General features: G+C 71.6%; 15 protein-coding genes and 2 pseudogenes. 5 read left to right on the top strand and 12 right to left on the bottom strand.

Annotated elements, in window-relative coordinates; translation table 11 throughout:
* The first annotated feature begins 11 nt into the window (after positions 1-11).
* On the top strand, positions 12-887 hold the full coding sequence (locus E1193_RS00225) for a sigma-70 family RNA polymerase sigma factor (RefSeq protein ID WP_132179021.1): 876 nt from the start codon (positions 12-14) through the stop codon (positions 885-887).
* 302 nt (positions 888-1189) lie between these two features.
* Here E1193_RS00225 and E1193_RS32675 read toward each other — a convergent pair.
* A pseudogene (locus E1193_RS32675) lies at positions 1190-1514 on the bottom strand (hypothetical protein); the annotation flags it as partial.
* Positions 1515-1908: 394 nt separating this feature from the next.
* Between E1193_RS32675 and E1193_RS31585 the strand changes: the two are divergent.
* Positions 1909-2607 carry a VOC family protein gene (locus E1193_RS31585; protein ID WP_207922462.1) on the top strand — a complete coding sequence of 233 codons (699 nt, stop codon included), beginning with the start codon at positions 1909-1911 and terminating at the stop codon, positions 2605-2607.
* 159 nt (positions 2608-2766) lie between these two features.
* Here E1193_RS31585 and E1193_RS32680 read toward each other — a convergent pair whose 3' ends face one another.
* Both E1193_RS32680 and E1193_RS32685 read right to left on the bottom strand, forming a co-directional pair.
* On the bottom strand, positions 2767-3219 hold the full coding sequence (locus tag E1193_RS32680) for a LysR substrate-binding domain-containing protein (RefSeq protein WP_243707174.1): 453 nt from the start codon (positions 3217-3219) through the stop codon (positions 2767-2769).
* A gap of 44 nt (positions 3220-3263) precedes the next feature.
* Positions 3264-3662: pseudogene (locus tag E1193_RS32685) on the bottom strand (LysR family transcriptional regulator); the annotation flags it as partial.
* A 205-nt stretch (positions 3663-3867) separates the two neighbouring features.
* Here E1193_RS32685 and E1193_RS00245 point away from each other — a divergent pair.
* The 3 genes from E1193_RS00245 to E1193_RS00255 all read left to right on the top strand — a co-directional run bounded on the left by E1193_RS00245 (position 3868) and on the right by E1193_RS00255 (position 6347).
* On the top strand, positions 3868-4512 hold the full coding sequence (locus E1193_RS00245) for a disulfide bond formation protein DsbA (RefSeq protein WP_132179023.1): 645 nt from the start codon (positions 3868-3870) through the stop codon (positions 4510-4512).
* Between the two features lie 75 nt (positions 4513-4587).
* Positions 4588-5538, top strand: coding sequence for an EamA family transporter (locus E1193_RS00250; RefSeq protein ID WP_132179025.1), 951 nt, complete (start codon positions 4588-4590; stop codon positions 5536-5538).
* 47 nt (positions 5539-5585) lie between these two features.
* On the top strand, positions 5586-6347 hold the full coding sequence (locus E1193_RS00255; protein ID WP_132179026.1) for an MFS transporter: 762 nt from the start codon (positions 5586-5588) through the stop codon (positions 6345-6347).
* 54 nt (positions 6348-6401) lie between these two features.
* Here the strand turns inward: E1193_RS00255 and E1193_RS00260 are convergent, their stop codons facing one another.
* From E1193_RS00260 to E1193_RS00295, 9 genes are read right to left on the bottom strand one after another with little or no spacing between them, the layout of a single operon-like run.
* A complete protein-coding gene (locus E1193_RS00260; RefSeq protein WP_165945546.1) occupies positions 6402-7274 on the bottom strand; it encodes a TIM barrel protein in 873 nt (290 codons plus the stop codon).
* Positions 7275-7279: 5 nt separating this feature from the next.
* The gene (locus E1193_RS00265; RefSeq protein WP_132179030.1) at positions 7280-8320 is read right to left on the bottom strand and encodes a Gfo/Idh/MocA family oxidoreductase; all 1041 of its coding nucleotides are present in this window, start codon (positions 8318-8320) and stop codon (positions 7280-7282) included.
* A gap of 12 nt (positions 8321-8332) precedes the next feature.
* Positions 8333-9748 (bottom strand): glycosyltransferase, encoded by a 1416-nt coding sequence (locus E1193_RS00270; protein ID WP_132179032.1) that lies wholly within the window; start codon positions 9746-9748, stop codon positions 8333-8335.
* A gap of 15 nt (positions 9749-9763) precedes the next feature.
* Positions 9764-10588 carry an ABC transporter permease gene (locus E1193_RS00275; protein WP_132179034.1) on the bottom strand — a complete coding sequence of 275 codons (825 nt, stop codon included), beginning with the start codon at positions 10586-10588 and terminating at the stop codon, positions 9764-9766.
* Positions 10585-11352 (bottom strand): ABC transporter ATP-binding protein, encoded by a 768-nt coding sequence (locus tag E1193_RS00280; protein WP_132179036.1) that lies wholly within the window; start codon positions 11350-11352, stop codon positions 10585-10587. The genes E1193_RS00275 and E1193_RS00280 overlap by 4 nt, the downstream gene beginning before the upstream one ends.
* Complete coding sequence (locus tag E1193_RS00285) at positions 11349-11990, bottom strand: HAD-IA family hydrolase (protein WP_165945547.1); 642 nt, start codon at positions 11988-11990, stop codon at positions 11349-11351. Before E1193_RS00285 ends, E1193_RS00280 begins: the two co-directional genes overlap by 4 nt.
* 1 nt (position 11991) lies before the next feature.
* Positions 11992-13476: a hypothetical protein gene (locus tag E1193_RS31590; protein WP_165945548.1), complete on the bottom strand. Its 1485-nt coding sequence runs from the start codon at positions 13474-13476 to the stop codon at positions 11992-11994.
* Positions 13473-15653, bottom strand: a complete 2181-nt coding sequence (locus E1193_RS00290) for an ROK family protein (RefSeq protein ID WP_132179040.1) — start codon at positions 15651-15653, stop codon at positions 13473-13475. The genes E1193_RS31590 and E1193_RS00290 overlap by 4 nt, the downstream gene beginning before the upstream one ends.
* A gap of 28 nt (positions 15654-15681) precedes the next feature.
* Positions 15682-17979, bottom strand: a complete 2298-nt coding sequence (locus E1193_RS00295) for an iron-containing alcohol dehydrogenase (protein WP_132179042.1) — start codon at positions 17977-17979, stop codon at positions 15682-15684.
* Positions 17980-17996 lie beyond the last annotated feature (17 nt).

The following is a 17996-nucleotide window of genomic DNA, read 5'->3' on the forward strand; positions in this document are numbered from 1 at the left end:
GAGGTAACACCATGTCCGGCGCCCATCCAGCCGATCCGATCGCCGAGGCCTTCGAGGCGCACCGAGACCGGCTCACAGCCGTTGCCTACCGCGTGCTCGGCTCGCACGCTGACGCGGACGACGCGGTCCAGGAGGCGTGGCTGCGTCTGTCCCGCCAGGACACCGACACCATCGACAATCTCGGCGGCTGGCTGACCACCGTGGTCGGCCGCATCAGCCTCGATTTCCTACGCTCGGGTCGCACGCGCCTGACAGTCCCACTCGACGACCAGCTGCCCGAACTCACCGTGACCCTCGACGAGGGTCCGGCTCCGGAAGAGCTTGTGGCGCTGGGCGACTCGGTGGGCCTGGCGCTGTTGACGGTCCTGGACACGCTGCGCCCCGACGAACGCCTGGCGTTCGTGCTGCACGACGTGTTCGCCGTTTCCCACGGGGAGATCGGCACCATCCTCGGCAGGTCCGCCGACGCGACCAAGATGCTCACCAGCCGCGCCCGCCGGAAGGTGCAGGCCGCCCGGCATTCGGCAAGCGACCGACAGCGGCACCGCGAGGTGGTCGGGGCGTTCTTGGCCGCGGCCCGCGAGGGTCAGTTCGAGCGTCTGCTGGAAGTTCTCCACCCCGAAGTGACGTTCACCGTCCACACCCCGAACGGTCAGTTCGTCACAATCGGAGCCACCCAAGTCGCCACCCGCGCCCGACTGGCCGGCAGCGCAGCACGAGGACACGCGGCGACTGTCAACGGCCGCCCCGGCGTCATCTCCTGGAACGAGGACGGCACCCCACTGTCCCTGCTCGCCTTCACCGTCGCCAACGGCCGCATCACCGAGATCACCGCTGTGATCGACCCAGCCAAGCTCGCGCTCATCGACCTGCCAGACCCAGTGTGAACCGCCAATGCCCCGCGCCACGCCCTACACCCTCAACTGCGAAGCGCCCCATTGACGCGGTCGCCGGCCTGGTGTCCGGCCGCATGATCACCTGATAACCGATCCACCTCACGGCAGTCCAAAAGCCCTGGCAATTGCGAACTATGGGTCACTCACGTTCCCGGTGAGTTTTCCCGGGATGTTCTTCGGCCCGAAATCGATCGGCCACGTGCTGTCGGGGTTGGTTCTGCGCCGTCCTGATGTGCTCGGCCACCGCGCTGTGGGCCCTACTGCTGGTGCGGTTCGCGTGGCTGTGCCCGGCGGGCCTTGGCGGCCAGAAGCGCGCCGCGCAGGCCGGGCGCTCGGGCGGCGAGAACATCGATGCCCTCGTGTAGGTAGTCGTAGCCGGTGGAGGTGCTGATCTGGTTGTCGGTCGCCAGTTGCGTGATCCGGGTGCCGTCGCAGAACCAGCGCAGCACCACAATCGCCTGGTCACGGCAGGACAGCGCGCGGTGCCCCGGCGTGCCCGTTAACGGTTGAGCAGGTCGGCCAGGTAACGGTCTCCTCGCGTACCGGCAGCACTGGTGTATGAAACTCATGTCGACGCAGGACCTCTATGAAGTTGATCTGTTGCAGGACCACCTTCATATCGAGGTCCTCCGTCGTTTCGACGCCGCCACGTCCCTGGTGCGTCGGCGCGATCCGGACAAGCCGGGCGCTTACCTACCGCACATGCCTCTTGTGCGGAATGGCTCGACTGTTGGAATGCGGAGATTCAGCCGGCCAACAAGTTCCTGGTAACTTCACCAGCCTGACGGGTAGCCCGTCGGCCGCGCCCGCGGCAAATCCGTCGATCCACGCGCTGCTTTTCGTTAGGGTGTCCGCTCATGGCGACCGAGACGAAAGCGGTGGAGCACGGACACGCCAGTCGCGGCGAGCCGGACCGGCGGATTCCGCCCTTGGCGCAGGCGACGCTGCCATGACCACCGGCGAACCACGAAACTTCGACGCGCCCTCTGGATCCAACGGGGAGTTCTGCTGGATGGACTTCAAGACCCGTGACGTCTCCGGGACCGCGGACTTCTTCTCCGCGGTCCTGGGTTGGCGGTTCGCGGTGGATGAGGACGACTGGCGCCGCGCCACCGTCATCACCGTCGGCGACTACCGCATCGGCACGGTCAGCGACCTGGCGGCACCGATCTACCCTCCGGACACACCGCCACACGTGGCCTTCTACCTCGCCGTCGACGATGTCAACCAACGCGCGGCGGCCGCCGCCGCTCATGGCGCACAGATTCTCGTCACCGCGTTCGACGCTGGTGACCAGGGGCGCATCGCCACCCTGATCGACCCGCTCGGGGCAGTCGTCTCCCTCTGGCAGCGAGCACCCGGCTACGGGTGGCGGCACCCTGTCGGTCTACTCAACGCGCCGCACCGGATGACGCTGCACTGTGCAAATCCGAATCTGGCGCGCCGCTTCTACCGCGAGACGCTCGGGGCCGACCTGCGTCACGCCGACTTCCTATCCGTCGAGCACACCACGGGCACGGCCGGCCAATGGCAACTCATGACGACCGTCGCCGACCTCGACCAGCTCGCCAAGCGTGCCGGCCGGTTCGATCACTACGACAAGCAACCTCCGCCGCAGCTCGGATCGGAGACTCTGTCCGTACGCACCCGCGAGGGAATCACCATCTACGCCACTACAAGGAGCACAACCGATGGTGAGCCGGCTCGATGAAAACCAGCGTGCCGCGCCACATCAGCGGTTGAATTGACGGCTCGGCAGCGGCTGTCCTGGCCGGACCCGGCCGATCCTGTCGGCCCTGGCCCGCCGCCTGCTGCCCCGCCGGATCATGACCCCGGGCGACGTTGCTGGCCTCGCGCCCCGGCTGCCTGCCTACGCACCGGACCCTGCGTCGTTGGCGTGGCTGTCGAGGAGGGCGAGGAAGGCGTTTGCCGCGGGGGTGCGGTCGAACTGGTTCCAGATGACGTACTCGACGCGGGCCGGCGCGTCCGTGACCTTGATCGTGGTCACGCAGGTGAGCTGCGGCGCGTAGGCGGACGGGAGCATGGCCACGGCGAGTCCCTGCTCGACCAGCCGGGACATGAGGTAGGCGGTGGTGACCTCGAAGGCGACATCGCGGGTGAGGTTGGCGGCCGCGAAGGCCTGATCGGACTGGATCCGCCCGGCGGTTTTGGCGGATAGGTCCACGAACACCTCGGAGGAGAGCCGACGCAGGCTGACCGCTTGCTCGGCAGCGAGGGAATGGTCCGGGGCGACCACGGCGACAAGTCGGTCGCGGGCGAGTTCGCGGGCGTTGACGCCCTTGGGCCGCGCGGTGGTGGGCACAGCCCGAGGAAGGCCACCTCGATGGCGCCCTGCTTGACCTGTTCGACGAGGTCCTCGCTGGCGCCCACGCGGAGGTTGATGCGTACGGACGGGTACCGCTGGCGGAAGTCCCGCAGGAAGCCGGCGAGGTCGACCGCGGCGACGGTGGGGATCAGGCCGACCGCGAGCCGTCCACGCACCTCACCGACGGCTGCGGCGACCTCGGCGGCCGCGCGCTCCGCGGCGTCCAGGCACTGACGGGCGGCGGGCAGGAACGCGGCGCCGGCCGGGGTCAGCCGGATACGCCGGCTGGTGCGCTCGAAGAGCTTCGCGCCGAGTTCCCGTTCCAGGCGCGCGATCTGGTGGCTGAGCGCGGATTGCACCACCAGGCACTGCTCGGCGGCCCGGGTGAAGCTGTTCGTCTCGGCGACCGCGATGACGTAGCGCATCTGCTGGAGTTCCATAGATCAATCGTGGTTCACGATCGATGGGATGACAAACGTGTGTTGGACTCATTGATCAATTCCGGGTGAAACTTCGAACAAGACCGGTAACTCACAGCCGCTGTCCGGGCCGGAACCCACGTCGAGCGGCCATTCGCGGAACCTCGCCATCGACGACCGTGGGCACCCGACGGCAGCACATCTCATTCGAGAGGACGAATTGACCATGAACGTCACTGCACCCGAGCGGCCGGCGGAGACCGTCGCCGACGTCTGGGTCGACCCCCGCTGCCCCTGGGCGTGGATCGCCTCCCGCTGGCTGTTCGAGGTCGAACAGGTCCGATCCGTCGAGGCGCGCTTCCACGTGATGAGCCTCTCGGTGCTCAACGAGGGCCGCGAGGTGCCGGAGAAATACCGCAAGCCAATGGTCGAAGGCTGGGCCTCGGTGCGTGTCTGCATCGCCGTCGAGCAGCAGCACGGCCCCGAGGCCCTGCGGGCCCTCTACATCGCGATGGCCACCCGGATTCACCACCGCAGGGCCGGCCTGGGCCGGGACATGATCCTCGCCTCGCTCGCCGACGTCGACCTGCCGGCGGAACTCGCCAACGCGGCGAACACGACCGACTATGACAAGGCGCTGCGGGACAGTCATCACGCCGGCATGAACCCGGTCGGCTCCGAGGTCGGCACCCCCGTCATCCACGTTCCCGGGCCCAGCCGCGAACGCATCGCGTTCTTCGGTCCGGTGATGTCCCCGGCACCGCGCGGCGAGGCCGCCGGCCGGCTTTGGGACGCCGTCCTCGCCCTGGCCGGCACCGACGGCTTCTTCGAGCTCAAGCGGACTCGTGACCGCGATGCCCTCTTCGACTAGAAGCAGGCCGAACGTCAACCCCTACGTGGTGTCCGACGTCGGCGCCGGAAATCCTGAAAAGGGAGGCGGTGCGGCATGAAGGGCGGCCATCGACTCCTCCCCGCAGGTGTCACGGCCCTGGCGCCGGCGATCTGGGGAAGCACATACCTGGTGACCACCGAATGGTTGCCACCCGACCGGCCACTGCTGGCCACCACCGCTCGGGCGCTTCCCGGAGGGCTGATCCTGCTGGCCCTCACCCGCCTGCTGCCGACCGGGACGTGGTGGTGGCGGTCGTCGGTGCTCGGCACGCTCAACATCGGCGCGTTCAACGTCCTGCTGTTCGTCGCGGCCTACCGCCTGCCCGGTGGCATCGCGGCGATGATCATGGCCGTACAGCCGATGATCGTCCTGATCCTGGCGGCGCTGCTCATCGGCGACAAGATCCGGGGCACGCACATGCTGGCCTGTCTCCTGGGCACGGCCGGTGTCGCGATGCTGGTCTACAGGGAGACAGCGGCCCTTGACACCGTGGGCGTGGTCGCGGCGCTCGCCGCAGCAGCCTGCATGGCCGTCGGCATCACGCTTACCAAACGGTGGGGACGCCCGGATCGGGTAGGACTACTGCCCTTCACCGGATGGCAGCTGATCGCCGGCGGACTCGTATCCCTGCCGTTGACCCTGATCCTCGAAGGGCTGCCGGCCACCCTCACCGGGTCCAACATCATCGGGTTCGCCTATCTCACCTCCGCCGGCGCCGTCCTCAGCTACGCGCTGTGGTTCCGCGGGATCGAGCGCTTGCCCGCACTGGCGGTCTCCTTCCTCGCCCTGGGCAGCCCGATCGTCGCGACCCTCCTCGGATACCTCTTTTTGCGCCAGACGCTCTCGATCGTCCAAATGGTCGGCGTCATCGCGATCATCGTCGCCGTGCTGCTCGCGCAACCACGGCCACCTAGGTCACGGCGGCGTCCCGACGACTCCCCGGACAACGACAACCCGGCGTCTGGACCGACTTCGCCGCCGACGGTCGGCGCACGCCGCCGATGACACGGGCGCCATCGCCGACCTCACGCCCCTCCGACAAGAGAGAAGACATGGTCACAACAGATGCGCACCCATACTCGACCCGGAGGTCGTGGCTGGGTGTCGCCGTCATCACCGCCAGTCTGTTCACCTTCGTCACCACCGAGCTGATGCCCGTGGGCCTACTCACCCCGGTGAGCGCGAACCTGGGTGTATCCGCGGGCGTCGCCGGGTTGATGGTCACGCTGTACGGCATCTCTGCCGGGCTCGGCGTGCCGTTCATCGTCGCGTGGACCAGGCGCATCAACCGGCGCGTCCTGCTGTCCGTGCTCCTGGCGATCCTGGCCCTGGGGAACCTGCTCACCGCCGTCTCGCCGAACTTCGCGCTGATCCTCACGACCCGGCTCGTCATGGGATTCGCCAACGGCGTCTTCTGGGCAATCGGCGTGAGCATGGCAATGCGCCTCGTACCGGGACGCCTCGCCCCCCGGGCATCAGCGATCGCGTTGTCCGGCATCTCGATCGCCGCAGTGGTGGGCATTCCGCTCGGTACGTTCCTGGAAAGCCTCACCAACTGGCGCGCCACCTTCCTCATCTGGGCCGGCCTCAGCCTGCTGGTGTTCCTCGCGGTCACCGTGGTCATTCCCTCGCTGCCCTCGGAGAACGTCGTCCCAGTCCGGGAGGTCTTCCGACTCCCGCTCCAACACGCGCAACTGCGCCGAGTGATGGTCGCCGTGACGCTGTACGTGCTCGGCCACTTCGGCGCGTACACCTTCATCCGGCCCTTCGCGGAGGAGCGACCCCAAGCCCTTCGTGTGGACCGAAACGGCTGACGACGTCCTCGAAACAATCGCCGCATACTGCCAACGAATCAACGACCCAGGACACTAGCTGTCGTGGTCGGTGGTCACCAGCCGCAGGGTGTCCTCCAGGTACCGGCGGCCGGCGGTGAGCCGGGGGTGCGGGTCGCCGTCACCGCAGTACTCCACACCCACCTCCGTCACCGCCGGTATCCGGGCGAGCCGCGCCAGCCACCGGTAGTTGTCGACGACTCCGGCGGCCGCGTCGACCGTGAAATCGGCGGCGCCGCCCCGGATCAGGCAGTTCTTCAGGTGGAAGTACGCCACCCGACCGGCCACCAGATCGATCACCGCCGGGTCGCGGTCGTCGGCGCCGAGCGCGACGGCGTTGGCGGGGTCGAGGGTGACGACCAGGTTGTCGTGGTCGGCGAGGTCGAGGAGGCGGGCGGTGGCGGCCACCGTGTCGTGGACCGTGTTGGGGTGCACCTCGACCGCCACGCGTACGCCTCGCTCGGCCGCGTACGCGGCGACCCGCCGATAGCAGTCGGCGACCCACTTCAGATGTACGTCGGACGCCAACGCGCTGCCGTTGCCCGTCCAGTCACGGTCCCAGTCCTGCCCGTCGCGCACCAGCCACCCGCCGGCGCCGTTGACGAGCGCGATGCCGTTGGCGGCGCAGGCGTCGACGACGGTACAGACCTTCTCCACCCACATCGCGCGCTCCGCCTCGTCGGCGGCGGTGAAGACCGCCCAGTAGTCGGCGCAGAACACCTCCACGCCGTACCGGCGACCGGTCCGCACGGCGGCGGCGATGCCACTGCGGACGTTTTCGGCGTCGAACTCCGGATCGAAGTGCCACGACGACAGCTCGATCGCCGGCCACGCGTCGGCGGCGGCGACCCGCAGCACGTGCCCCAATGGGTAGTCGCGCAGCGCGTAACTGTGCAGGACCGGGCGCACGCCGCTCACCGGACTTCGGCCAGCGGTGCGCCGCCGGACACCTGCACGGCGCCGGCGCCTGCCCTCGCGGCGGCGGTGTCCGCGATCACGTACAGGATCTCCAGGTCACGCAGCCCGCGCTCCAGGCTTACCTCGCCGGGCACCGGCTCGCCGGCCGCGCAGCGGGCAAGCAGCTCGTACTGGCTGCGGTACGGATCGACCGGCGTCAAGGCAGCGGCTGGGCGCCAACCCGAGGTGTCGCACATCTGCAACGCGCCGGTGCCGTCCATCTGCCAGGCCCCCGTGACCTGGATGATGCCGGCGTCGCCGACCACGGTGTAGCTCGCCACCTCGGCAGATGCGGGCTGCTCATGGAACGTGGCCGCGGTCTCGAAGTGCAGGTACCGGCGGTCGTCGAACCAGAGCGTGGCTTGCGCGTAGAGATCCGTTCGAGTCGGGTCGCCCACCGGCCAGGCGGCGGCCTGGCAGCGCACCGGGTCGGCGCCGAAAATGTCGATCGCGGTGAGCACCGGGTAGATGCCGAGGTCGGCGAGGCAGCCCAGACCGCTCTCGGCCGGCCTGCTGCGCCAGTCGTCCTTGCGCCATCCGAGGCGGGCCGCGACCATCGCTTGCGGCGTACCGATGGCGCCCGCGGCGACCAACCGGCGTGCCTCCCGGTTGTAGACGTTGTGCTTCGACATGTACCCGACGATGGCGGGAGCTGCGGCGCCGGCCCCGGCGGTCACGATGTTTCGTCCGGATGCGACGGTGTGCGCCAGCGGCTTGTCCACCACGACGGCGAGGCCGCGTTCCAGGGCGCGGATGGTGAAGCGCTCATGCAGGTGGTTGGGCGTGGCCACGTGTACCGCGTCCATGACGACGTCGAAGAAGGCGTCTTTGTCGGTGGTGAGAAAGGCGTCCGGGCAGTCCGGGGCCGCCATGGCAAGGGCCTGCGGGTCCGGGTCCAGCACCGCCGCGAGGCGGCCGCCGGGCATGTCCCGCAGTGCCGGGATCAGGGAGTGCCGGGTGAGGAAGCCGGCTCCGACGATACCGACGCGGTAGGTCATGTCGTACTCCAATCAGGATGGTGGGGCGACCGCCGGCTGCCGGGCGCCATAGAGGAAGAACGGCCCGTGGTCGAGGCTGCCGACTACGTTGCCGGCCAGGTGACCGACCAGGGCGTCCATGCCGTCGCGCAGGCCGGCCCAGTCCCTGCCGGCCCTCGGCGGGAGGTCCGGGCGCGGCCGGCACGACGCCGCGCCGGCGCTCGCGTGCCAGCGCCGCAACACCCTGCCCAGAGCGTGAGTGCCGGCACGCACCCGGCCGGCGTCCACGCCGAACATCGCCCCCGCAACCTCCTGGTCCGCGGTGATCGCGCGCAGCATGCGGTACCCCAGGCGCAGTTCGGCCGGATTGATGAGAAACCCGGCGTGCGGGCCCCAGTCCGCGAAGCGGTACTCAACCCAACCGGTGTCCCGCCAGGCGAGCGCGTTCACCCCGGGCGGGATCGCGCCGGCCTCGGCCAGGGCGCGAGCCAGCCAGGCGTGGTCGTACCCCCAGGCGAACTGCTGGGCTCGGGTCGCGCCGGGGGTTTTGCGCGCCTCGTCGACGACCTCGGCGGCCGGCACCGCCCACAACTCGCCGAGGCGGGACAGCAACGCCATCGCGAGCATGTCCTCGGAACTGCCGTAGGGAGTGCCCTCGTAGAACAGCGGGCCACGGTGGCGGATCCACCACAGCACCGGGTCCTGCCGGACGAGCAGCCCGACAGTGCGGCCGGTGATTAGGCTGCCGTGGGAGGTGACCGACAGCAGGTCGTACCCGTCGCCGTTCAGTGCGCCGGGCAGCCGCCGCGATGCGGTGGCGGGGGCGTGCCCGGTTGTCCCGGGCACGCCGTGAGTGAGCGTCGTCGCGCCGCCCGGCCGGCGCCTCAGCCAGCCGTCGAGGTCCGGCACGGGAACGACTCGGGGGCACGCAGCGATGGCGCGCGGGTTTGTGTCCAAGGTGGCCTGCAGCCGCGCCAACGCGCCCGGCGCCAGCGCGGTGTCATCGTCCAGGAAGAGCAGCAGCCGGCGCCGCAGCGCCGACCCGTCCGTGTGCGCGAGGAACGCGAGCCCGGCGTTGCGCGCCTGCGCCGCGGTGTAACGCGTGCCGGACGCCCGCGGCGCGGCGATGATGCGGTGTTCGCGGCCGGTGCCGCGCAGCAGTTCCCCGACCACCCGGGCGTCCGGCACCGAAAGTCCGTTGTCCACCACCAGTAGGGCGGCGCCCGGCACAGCGGCGAGCACGGTGGACAGACACAGCCACAGGCTTACGGTGCGCCCGCCGCCGGGCGGGCTGTAGGTGGGAATGAGCACGGTTACGCCGGGAGCCGAAACGTCGCCGTCGAACGACCGCGGCGCGCCGGTCTCCGCGCCCGGCGCGAACCGAGCGAGGTACCCCGGCGCGGTCGCGCGCGTCGTCGTGACGGTCGGCATCGCTGTGGTCGTCGACATCGCCGTCACCGGCCCTCACTGGTAGCGGCTAACGAAGCCGCGCCGCTGGAACACCTGTAGCGAGAACGTCGCGAACGCGAACGCTGCCACCATCAACGCGGCCGTGGCCAGCGCGGCCACGCCGATCTCGCCCCAGGGCGACGGGTCGCCGGTCGCCACCGCGCGGGCCGCGCTGAAGGTGTATGTCGTCGGCAACACGGCCGAGACCGGCCGGATCGCCTCCGGCAGCACCGACACCGGGTAGAACGCGCCGGACAGAGGCAGCACGATGAAGAGCAGCGTGAAGGCGAGCGTCTCGGTGCCCGAGCCGAGAAACATCACCACGCCCATCACGATCAGCGCGACCGCCCAGCCGGTCAGCAGCAGCAGCGCCATCACCGGGACGATGGCGCCGCCCGAGTCGGTGAGGTCGAAGCTGAACAGGACGGCCGCCGCCACGGTCACCGCGGCTATCCCCACGCCGACGCGGATCAGTCCCTGTAGGGCCGCGCCGGCCACCCACTCGACCGGGCGCAGCGGCGTGGTGAGCAGGCTCGGCAACTGGCGCGCGTAGATCTCCTCGAAGAAGCTGGCCGAAACGGCGATCTGGGACTGGTACATGACGTGCCACATGACGATGCCGGCCACCACGGAGAGCGCGGTACGGGTCGCGGCGTCGCCGCCCGCCTGGCGCACGTACATCGCGATCGAGCCGTACAGGAGCATGTCGAAGACCGGCCAGACCGCGACGTCGACGAAGCGGTACGGGCTGCGCCGGGTCACGTACCAGTGCCGGACCACCACGGCGGCGATCCGCCGCGGCGCGCTGCCCGCCGCGGCGGTCATCCTGGCGGCGCTCATGACGACGCTCCCGCGTTGGCGGCCTCGTCGTCCGCGGTGGCCTCCCGTAGGCGCAGGTACACGTCCTCCAGGCTGGACTGCCCGAGTTGCGCGGCGATCGTTTCCAGCGGCCCGTCGACCAGCACCCGCCCGGCCGCCAGGAAGATCACTCGCTGCGCCAACCGCTCCACCTCCACCATGTTGTGGCTTGTGATCAGCAGTGCGGTGCCCTGCCGGCGACACAAATCGAGCAGGCGGCTGCGTACCCGCAGCGCGACGTCCGGGTCGAGCGAGGCGGTGGGCTCGTCGAGCACCAGCAACGCGGGCGCGTGCATGGTCGCCTTGACCACACCGATCATGGTCCGCTGCCCGCTGGACAGGTCGCCGCCCCAGCGGTCCGCCAGGCCGTCCACATCAAACAGGCGGAGCCCCGCTCGGGCCTGTTCGCGTGGGCTTGTCGAGCCGTACAGCCGGGCGTACAGCGTCAAGAACTCCAAGACCCGCAGGTGCGGCGGGAGCGGTAGGTAGCCGGAGGCGAACCCCACCCGGGCCAGTGCCGAGCGGCGGGCCCGGCGGCTGCGCTGTCCCAACAGTTCCACCGTGCCGCCGTCCGGCTGGACGGCTCCGAGACAGCTCATCAGCGTGGTGGTCTTGCCGGCACCGTTGGGCCCGACGAGGGCCACCCGCTCGCCGGCGGCGATACTGACGTCCACCCCGTCCACGGCTGTCACCTGCCGGTATCGCTTGCGCAGGCCGCGTATTCGCAACACCGTGTCGCCAGTCATCTGTCAACCCCCTCGTCCCGTGCCCTCCACAGCAGATCGCGCACCGCCGCGAGCGTCGGCGCACACGCGTCGGCCTCGGCAAGCTGCGCCGGCGTGTGCGTAGTGGTGACCGCGAACACCGCGCATCCGGCGCTTTTCGCCGCCCGTACTCCGTCGGGCGCGTCCTCGATTACGACGCAGCGGTCCGGGGTCACACCCAGCCGACGGGCCGCGGTGACGTACCCCTCCGGAGCGGGCTTGCCGTGCCGGACGTCCTCGTCGTACACGGCCACCGCGGGCAGCGGCAGTCCGGTCGACCGGAAGCACTCACCCACGAACCACCGGCTACCGGAGGTCACGATGGCCCAGGGGAGGCGCCGGCAGGCCCGCAGCAGCGGCGCGGCACCCGAAACCGGGCGCACCTCGGCCATCCGTTCCCGGGTCAGGGCGTCCAGGGCCTGCCGTTCGACCGCGGGATCGAGATGTGGGGCGACCTCGTCCAACACGTCGGCCGTGCGGCGGCCGGACGTGCGTGCGAGCACGCGGCCCGGATCAAGCCCATGGCCGGCCGCCCAGCGGCTCCACACTCCCCGGAACAGGTCACCGGTATCCAGCAACACGCCGTCGACGTCGAAGAGCACGGCCGCGGGAGCGCGCACGTCACCCACCTCCCGTGAGTACTGTGGGGAACTCGGCCCGGTCCGCCGTGGCCAACGGCACCAGCAGGCTGCGGCCCGGCAGTGACCGGTGGGTGGCGGCGGCGATCCGGCGCAGCGTCCGGGCGGCGGCGCGGTCCGGCGGGGCAGCGCCGACGTCGGTTTCGGCGCCGCGGGTGACGATCAGCACCGCTACCGTCGGATCGGGGTACACGGCCTGGAAGGAGTGGTGGTTCCAGGCACTGCCCTCGTGCACCTCGCACGGGCGCCCGGTGGCTGCGGCGAATTGGCCGGCGGGCGGGATGTTCCGCTCGGCGTCCGACCAGTACCCGACGACGTGCAGCCGCGCCAACTCCGGTCGGGATGCCAGCCAGGCCGAGGCGGCACCGGGCAGGTCGGCCGCGGCGACCGGCGGGCAGGACGGGTCGTCGGGGTCGGGGTGTGCCAGGCGCTCCTTGTACACGCGCACGTTCGCGTGGTCGGCGACGCCGAGGCCCGCGCGCAGGCCGACGCTCGCCACGAACACCCCGGCGGCGTACAGCCCGTCGAGCAGCGCTGGCAGGTCGCGACGCAGACCGCCGAGGTCGAGGACGACGTCGGGTGGATCGGCGTCGACACCGGCGGGCGCGACCTCCACCGTGGACTGAAGCTCCACCGTGGGTCGAAAGCCGCCGGGCTTGCCGCCGAGCACCTGCCGACCGAGCTGCAGCAGCCAGCGCCGCAGTCCCGGCCCGGCCCAGGGCGGCACCACGAACCGCAGGCGCGGGGTGCCCTCCGGCGGCACCGCGACGGCGTGCCGGGCCGCCGCAGCGCCGATCCGGTGGTGCCGGGCCAGGAATCGCGGGTACGCGGCGGCGAGCGCGGCACCGTCCACGACGGCAGCGGCGGCCAGAAACGCGGTGGACAGCGGGGCGCCGAGCATCGCCACCTGGTCGGGGCCGCCACGCGGGGACAGCGGAAACGTGTCGGGCGGTGCCCCTTCGTCGCGCAGCCACACGAGCCGGCCGCCACCGCGTGGGGGTACCGCCTCGGCCAGCCGTCGGGTCTCCAGCGTCGCGCCGGAGCCGGATACCGCGAGGACCCCTCGCGACGCCCCGGCACCCGCGGCCAGTACCTGCTCGATCGCGGCGGGGTCGAGGCTGTCCAGCGTTGTCAGGCCAGCGCTGCCGCCGGTCGTCTCGATCAGCGCCCGCACGGCGAAACACCAGCCGCCGGTACCCAGCAGCACCACCTCGGCCCCGGCCGGCACGTTGAGGGCGGCCTGGACGGCGGCGACGCTCTGCCGAACCGCGCTCCACGGTGGCGGCGAGGCCCAGCCCAGCCGCGCCGAACCAGCGGTCGTGCACTGCTCGGCCACGACGCCCGCCGCGCCCGCGCGGGAGCCGGCCGCGGCGGAGAGTACCGCGGACCACAGCGCGTCGGAGTCGAGCGCGGCGAGGCGGGTCATGCCGCCGCGCGCTGGTCCGGCCGCGTGCGAGCGTCCGGTCATGACGGCGCTCGCAACTGGGGTAGCGCGGTGCCGTCGACCGCACGTACCAACCGGCCCGGCAGCGTCAGGTCGACCACCACGCGCAGCGCCGGATCGCCGTTCACGCGTCCGGTAGCCGCGAGGTCGTCCAGGACGGCCGGTGCGGCGTCGAGCGACACCACGTGGCTGACCAGTGGGCCCAGCCGCAGTCCGTGGGGGCCCGCGCAGAGGTCGAGCGCCTCGCGGTACTCGTCGGCCGAGGCACCACGCGAGCCGAGCAGAATGCCGGCGCGGCCGTCCGGCAGTCGCACCGTCCGCCGCTCTCCGCACCGGATCGGGTGGGTCTGCACCGCGTCGCCGCCGGGCACGCGCACGGTGTCCCCGGGCAGGAAGCCCCCGAACAGGTGGACCGTGGCACCGTCCGCCAACGCGGGCCACAGGTCCGCCAGGATGTCGGGTCCGGCGCCGGAGACGCACACCACGACCGCGTCGACGCCGGCGCCGCCGGTGGCGTCCAGCACGGCCGCAGCGAGGCCGGCGGAGATCGGCAGGCAGTCCTGGTCGGACACCACACCGCGGGCCACCGCCAGGCGCAGGCGGTCGCCGCCGCGGTTGGCGAGGAGCACCCGCTCCGCTCCCCACCGGCGGGCCAGCAGCACGTGCAGCAGGCCGGAGATTCCACCGCCGACCACCAGGACCCGCCGACCGCGGCCGGAGTCGCGGGCCAGCCGCAGGGAGCGCACCGCGCACGCGAGCGGCTCCAGCAGCACCCACTCGGCCCGCCCCTCATCGGGTAGTCGCACCGCCTGGCCGCGCTCGGCGAGGGCACCGTCCCAGATCGCGATTTCGCGGAGGACCCCGGGCTGGTTGTGGCCGATCTTGTCGTGGTCGTCGTGGGGATGGTTGGGGTTGACCCCGATCACGTGGCCGGGGGCGACGGCGTGCACGGCCGCGCCCACCTCGACGACCTGGGCGACGCACTCGTGGCCGAGCACGCCGGGCTCGCAGCCGCGCTCGCCGCGCAGCATCTGCAGGTCCGTGCCGCAGATGCCGGCGTACGCGACGCGGGCCAGGAACTGCTCCCGGCCGCAGCGTGGCCGGGGCCGGAGGCGCACCGTGGCGGTCGGTTCACCCACCGGCTTGTGCAGCTCGCGGTACTGGCCGCGGCGGGCGGCCAGGAACTCCGCCATGCCGAGGAGGCTGCCGTCGCCGTCGCATGACGGGCGCACCAGCGCGTCCAGGTCGTCCGCGGTCCATCCGGTGAACCAGCCGCCCTGCGGCAGCAGCTCGCCCAGGTTGGCGCGCAGCGCGGCGTACCACGGCGCGCCGACGCCGTTGGCGAACCCGCCCATGACCACGAACCGCCGCAGCCCGAGCAGCGCCGACATGTGCAGCAGTTGCGCGGCGAGCGGACGGGTGGACACCCGCAGCACCGCGGCGGCGAACTCGTCGGCGGTGCTGGCTACCTGGGCGAGGTCGCGACTGGTCAGGCGCTCCGGCACGCCTTCGGCGAGTACGTGCAGCTTCGAATCGCGCCAGCGTCGCGGCCACGCCGTGGCGAGCAGCGCCACGAGCCGCACTGTCGCCGGCCCCGACACGTACGAGCAGAGGTCGCTGGTGTTGCCGCACTCGCACCACGGCGTGCCGGCGCCGTCGAGCTCGGCCGGTGGGTCGACACGGACGTGGCCGACTTCGCCGCCCAGCCCGTCGGCGTCGAGGAGCAGCTTGCGGTCGAACGGCAGGGCGTCGTCGAAAACCTTGACCGCGACGCCGGTACTGACCGTGACCAGGCCGAACCGGCCCAGCGACCGGTACCGCCAGGCCGCGGCGGCAATATCGTTGGCGACCGTGATGCTGGCCCACGGCAGTCGGGCCGCCATCGCCGCGGCGAGGTCGAAGCCCTCGCTCGGCTCGTGCCACAGCATGGACGCGTTGCGGATCCGGCCCGTGGCGTCGACGGTGGCACCCACCGCGAGCCCGACCTCGCGCGCCCGCCCTGGCGTCTCCGACCGCACGCGGGCCACGGCGTCGGCTATCCGGTCCAGGTGCTCCGCTCGGATCGAGCCGCCCGGGGGCGGCTTGGGGGTGGCGAACCGCACCGGACCGGGCAGCAGGCGCCCGCCGACGCAGACCCCGATCCGCGTGGTGGTGCCGCCCATGTCGACGCAGATCGACGCGGCATCAGTCAACGACGTCACCGTCACCTCTCCTTTCGGCCGGGGCCCGTCAGCGGCCAGGACCGTGTGTCCGGGCCGCGAGTTCCGCGCAGGCGTCCGCCACCAGGTCGGCACTGATCTCGTCGATTGAGTCGATGAAGTCGCCGACGCCGATGCGGCGGGGCACCACGAGGTGCAGCCACCCGGCCTTGTGCGGCACCACCTCCCCCTGCAGCCGGCGCCAGAGCGCGGCCGGGTCGCACACCGGGTTCCACAGTGCGAGGCCGGTCCGCCGCAGCAGCGCCAGCAGCCGGTCGAGGTCGGTGCGCCCCAGGTATCCGGTGCGGAAGGCCAGGTACGACGAGAGCGCCATGCCGATCGCGACCGCCTCGCCGTGGCGCAGCCGGTATCCGGACATGGACTCCAGGGCGTGGCCGAACTCATGACCGAAGTCGGGCAACCGGCGGAGGTTCTCTTCGATCGGGTTGGCGGAGAGCTGGCGGAGCATCGCCCCGATCGCGCGGTCGAGGATCTCCCGCACCTGCGGGGTGTCCCGGGCTGCCAGCACGTCGGCGTGATGCCGCTCGACCAGGGCGAACAGCTCGGCGTCGCAGACCACCGCCATCTTGATCACTTCGGCCAGCCCGCAGCGCAACTCCGCTGGCGCCAGGGTGCGCAGGAACGCCGTGTCGCACAGGCAGGCGAGCGGCGGATGGTACGCGCCGAGCAGGTTCTTGTGGCCGTTGAGGTTGACGCCGACCTTGAGACCGACACCGGCGTCGACCATGCCGACGAGCGTGGTGGGCACCCGGATGTACGGGGTGTCGCCGCGGTAGAGGTAGGCCGCGTACCCGACGACGTCCATCAGGGTGCCGCCGCCGACCACGAGTAACCGGTCGTCCCCGCCCAGTCCGAGCCCCTCGGCGACCCGCAGCACAGTGGCCACCTGGGTCAGGTTCTTGGTGTGCTCGGTCGCGGTGATCGGCAGTACGGTGAATCGGGCGAGATACCCCCGGTTCCGGCACCCGGACAGCAGCCGATGCACCCGGTCGACCTGGTCCGGCGCGTACGGGTCGACCACCGCCAGCACCTGGCAGCGCTCGGGCAGCAGATCGGCGAGGGCGGCGCCGTGTGGGGCGAGCACCTCGTCGGTGAAGCGCACCGGGAAGTTGGCCGGAACGTCGACCCGGAGCTGGGTGCCCATGACCATCCCGGTGCCCCGGCTCGGCAACCCTGCCACCGCCGTCAGGTCCGCGTCGGACAGAGCGCCGCGAGTAGCCCTTCCCGGCCGGCTCGACCCGCCGGAGAGGTCCGCCTGATCGCTGAGTGCCCGCGCCAGCGCGGCCCTGTCCACCGTTACCGGCTCGCCGGCACTGTCCGCGGTAGGCAGCGTCAGCGTGACCGTGCCGTCGCCGGACGCCGCGTTGGCCACCCAGCGTTGCGCGGTCGCGGCGTCGACCGCCGCGGCGGGGCGTAGAGCCAGTCTTTCGGCCAGCCCGTCGAGCGCGCGTACGGCCTGTGCCGGCAGCCGGCCGAGCCGGTGCGCGACCCGGGCGGCGGTCAGCAGGGACCAGGCCCGCCGCTCCGGTTCGGCCAGTGCGGTGGGGGCCAGTGGCAGCCACGCCTCGCCGTTCCGCCACGCCGGGTGGCCCGGGCCGAGCCGCTGGCACAGCCGGAGGACCGCCGAGAGCGCGTCGGCCTGACAGCCGTCCACATCTGATCGGTCCAGCCGGTCGAGCAACTGCGGGTCGAGCACGGCCAGCGACAGCAGCGCGACCCGCTCCGCCGGGCGGGCCAGCACGCCCTCCTCGTCGACGATCACGTGGGTGCGGCGGGCCAGCGCGGTGATCCCTTCCTCGTCGAGAGCGGCGCGGAGTCCGTCCCGAAGGCAACCGACCACGGCCGCGAGGTCACGGTGGACGCGGACCGCCGCGGTGTGCCGCCGAAACGAGGCCGCGGCCACCGCCACCACCCGGCCGGTGCGCTCACCGCCGAACGCGACCACCGCGTCGCGCCGCCCGAGCTGGGCCTTCACGGCCGCCTCGACGACGTAGCCGCACGCGCCCACCCCGGCTACCCGGGGTTCGTCGCCGGCGGCCCCGGCGTCCGCGTCGACGCAGTAGAAATCGTCCAGATCGCCGCGGCGCTGCGCGGCGCGCAGGTAACCGATCAGCGGTTCGCTGCGTTCGGCGGCCATGTCGTCGCGGACCACGAGCAGCCGCCGGGCCGGGCCCCAGGCGTCCGCCAGCACCGGGTTGTCCGGCGCGAACAGGTCTCGGACCACGTCGAGCCGGAACCCTGCGGTAATGGTGGCTCGCAGTGTCGCCCCCGCCGGCGCGGACGGGACCCTTGTTACCACGTCAGGCATCGCAAGGCCCGCTTCCT

Source organism: Micromonospora sp. KC606, assembly GCF_004348675.1.
In the GTDB taxonomy this organism is placed as follows: Bacteria; Actinomycetota; Actinomycetes; order Mycobacteriales; family Micromonosporaceae; genus Micromonospora.

Coding starts and splice junctions, on each gene's coding strand:
- E1193_RS00225 (WP_132179021.1), top strand. CDS start 12: ATGTCCGGCGCCCATCCAGCCGATCCGATCGCCGAGGCCTTCGAGGCG.
- E1193_RS31585 (WP_207922462.1), top strand. CDS start 1,909: ATGGACTTCAAGACCCGTGACGTCTCCGGGACCGCGGACTTCTTCTCC.
- E1193_RS00245 (WP_132179023.1), top strand. CDS start 3,868: ATGAACGTCACTGCACCCGAGCGGCCGGCGGAGACCGTCGCCGACGTC.
- E1193_RS00250 (WP_132179025.1), top strand. CDS start 4,588: ATGAAGGGCGGCCATCGACTCCTCCCCGCAGGTGTCACGGCCCTGGCG.
- E1193_RS00255 (WP_132179026.1), top strand. CDS start 5,586: ATGGTCACAACAGATGCGCACCCATACTCGACCCGGAGGTCGTGGCTG.
- E1193_RS00265 (WP_132179030.1), bottom strand. CDS start 8,320: ATGACCTACCGCGTCGGTATCGTCGGAGCCGGCTTCCTCACCCGGCAC.
- E1193_RS00270 (WP_132179032.1), bottom strand. CDS start 9,748: ATGTCGACGACCACAGCGATGCCGACCGTCACGACGACGCGCGCGACC.
- E1193_RS00275 (WP_132179034.1), bottom strand. CDS start 10,588: ATGAGCGCCGCCAGGATGACCGCCGCGGCGGGCAGCGCGCCGCGGCGG.
- E1193_RS00280 (WP_132179036.1), bottom strand. CDS start 11,352: ATGACTGGCGACACGGTGTTGCGAATACGCGGCCTGCGCAAGCGATAC.
- E1193_RS31590 (WP_165945548.1), bottom strand. CDS start 13,476: ATGACCGGACGCTCGCACGCGGCCGGACCAGCGCGCGGCGGCATGACC.
- E1193_RS00295 (WP_132179042.1), bottom strand. CDS start 17,979: ATGCCTGACGTGGTAACAAGGGTCCCGTCCGCGCCGGCGGGGGCGACA.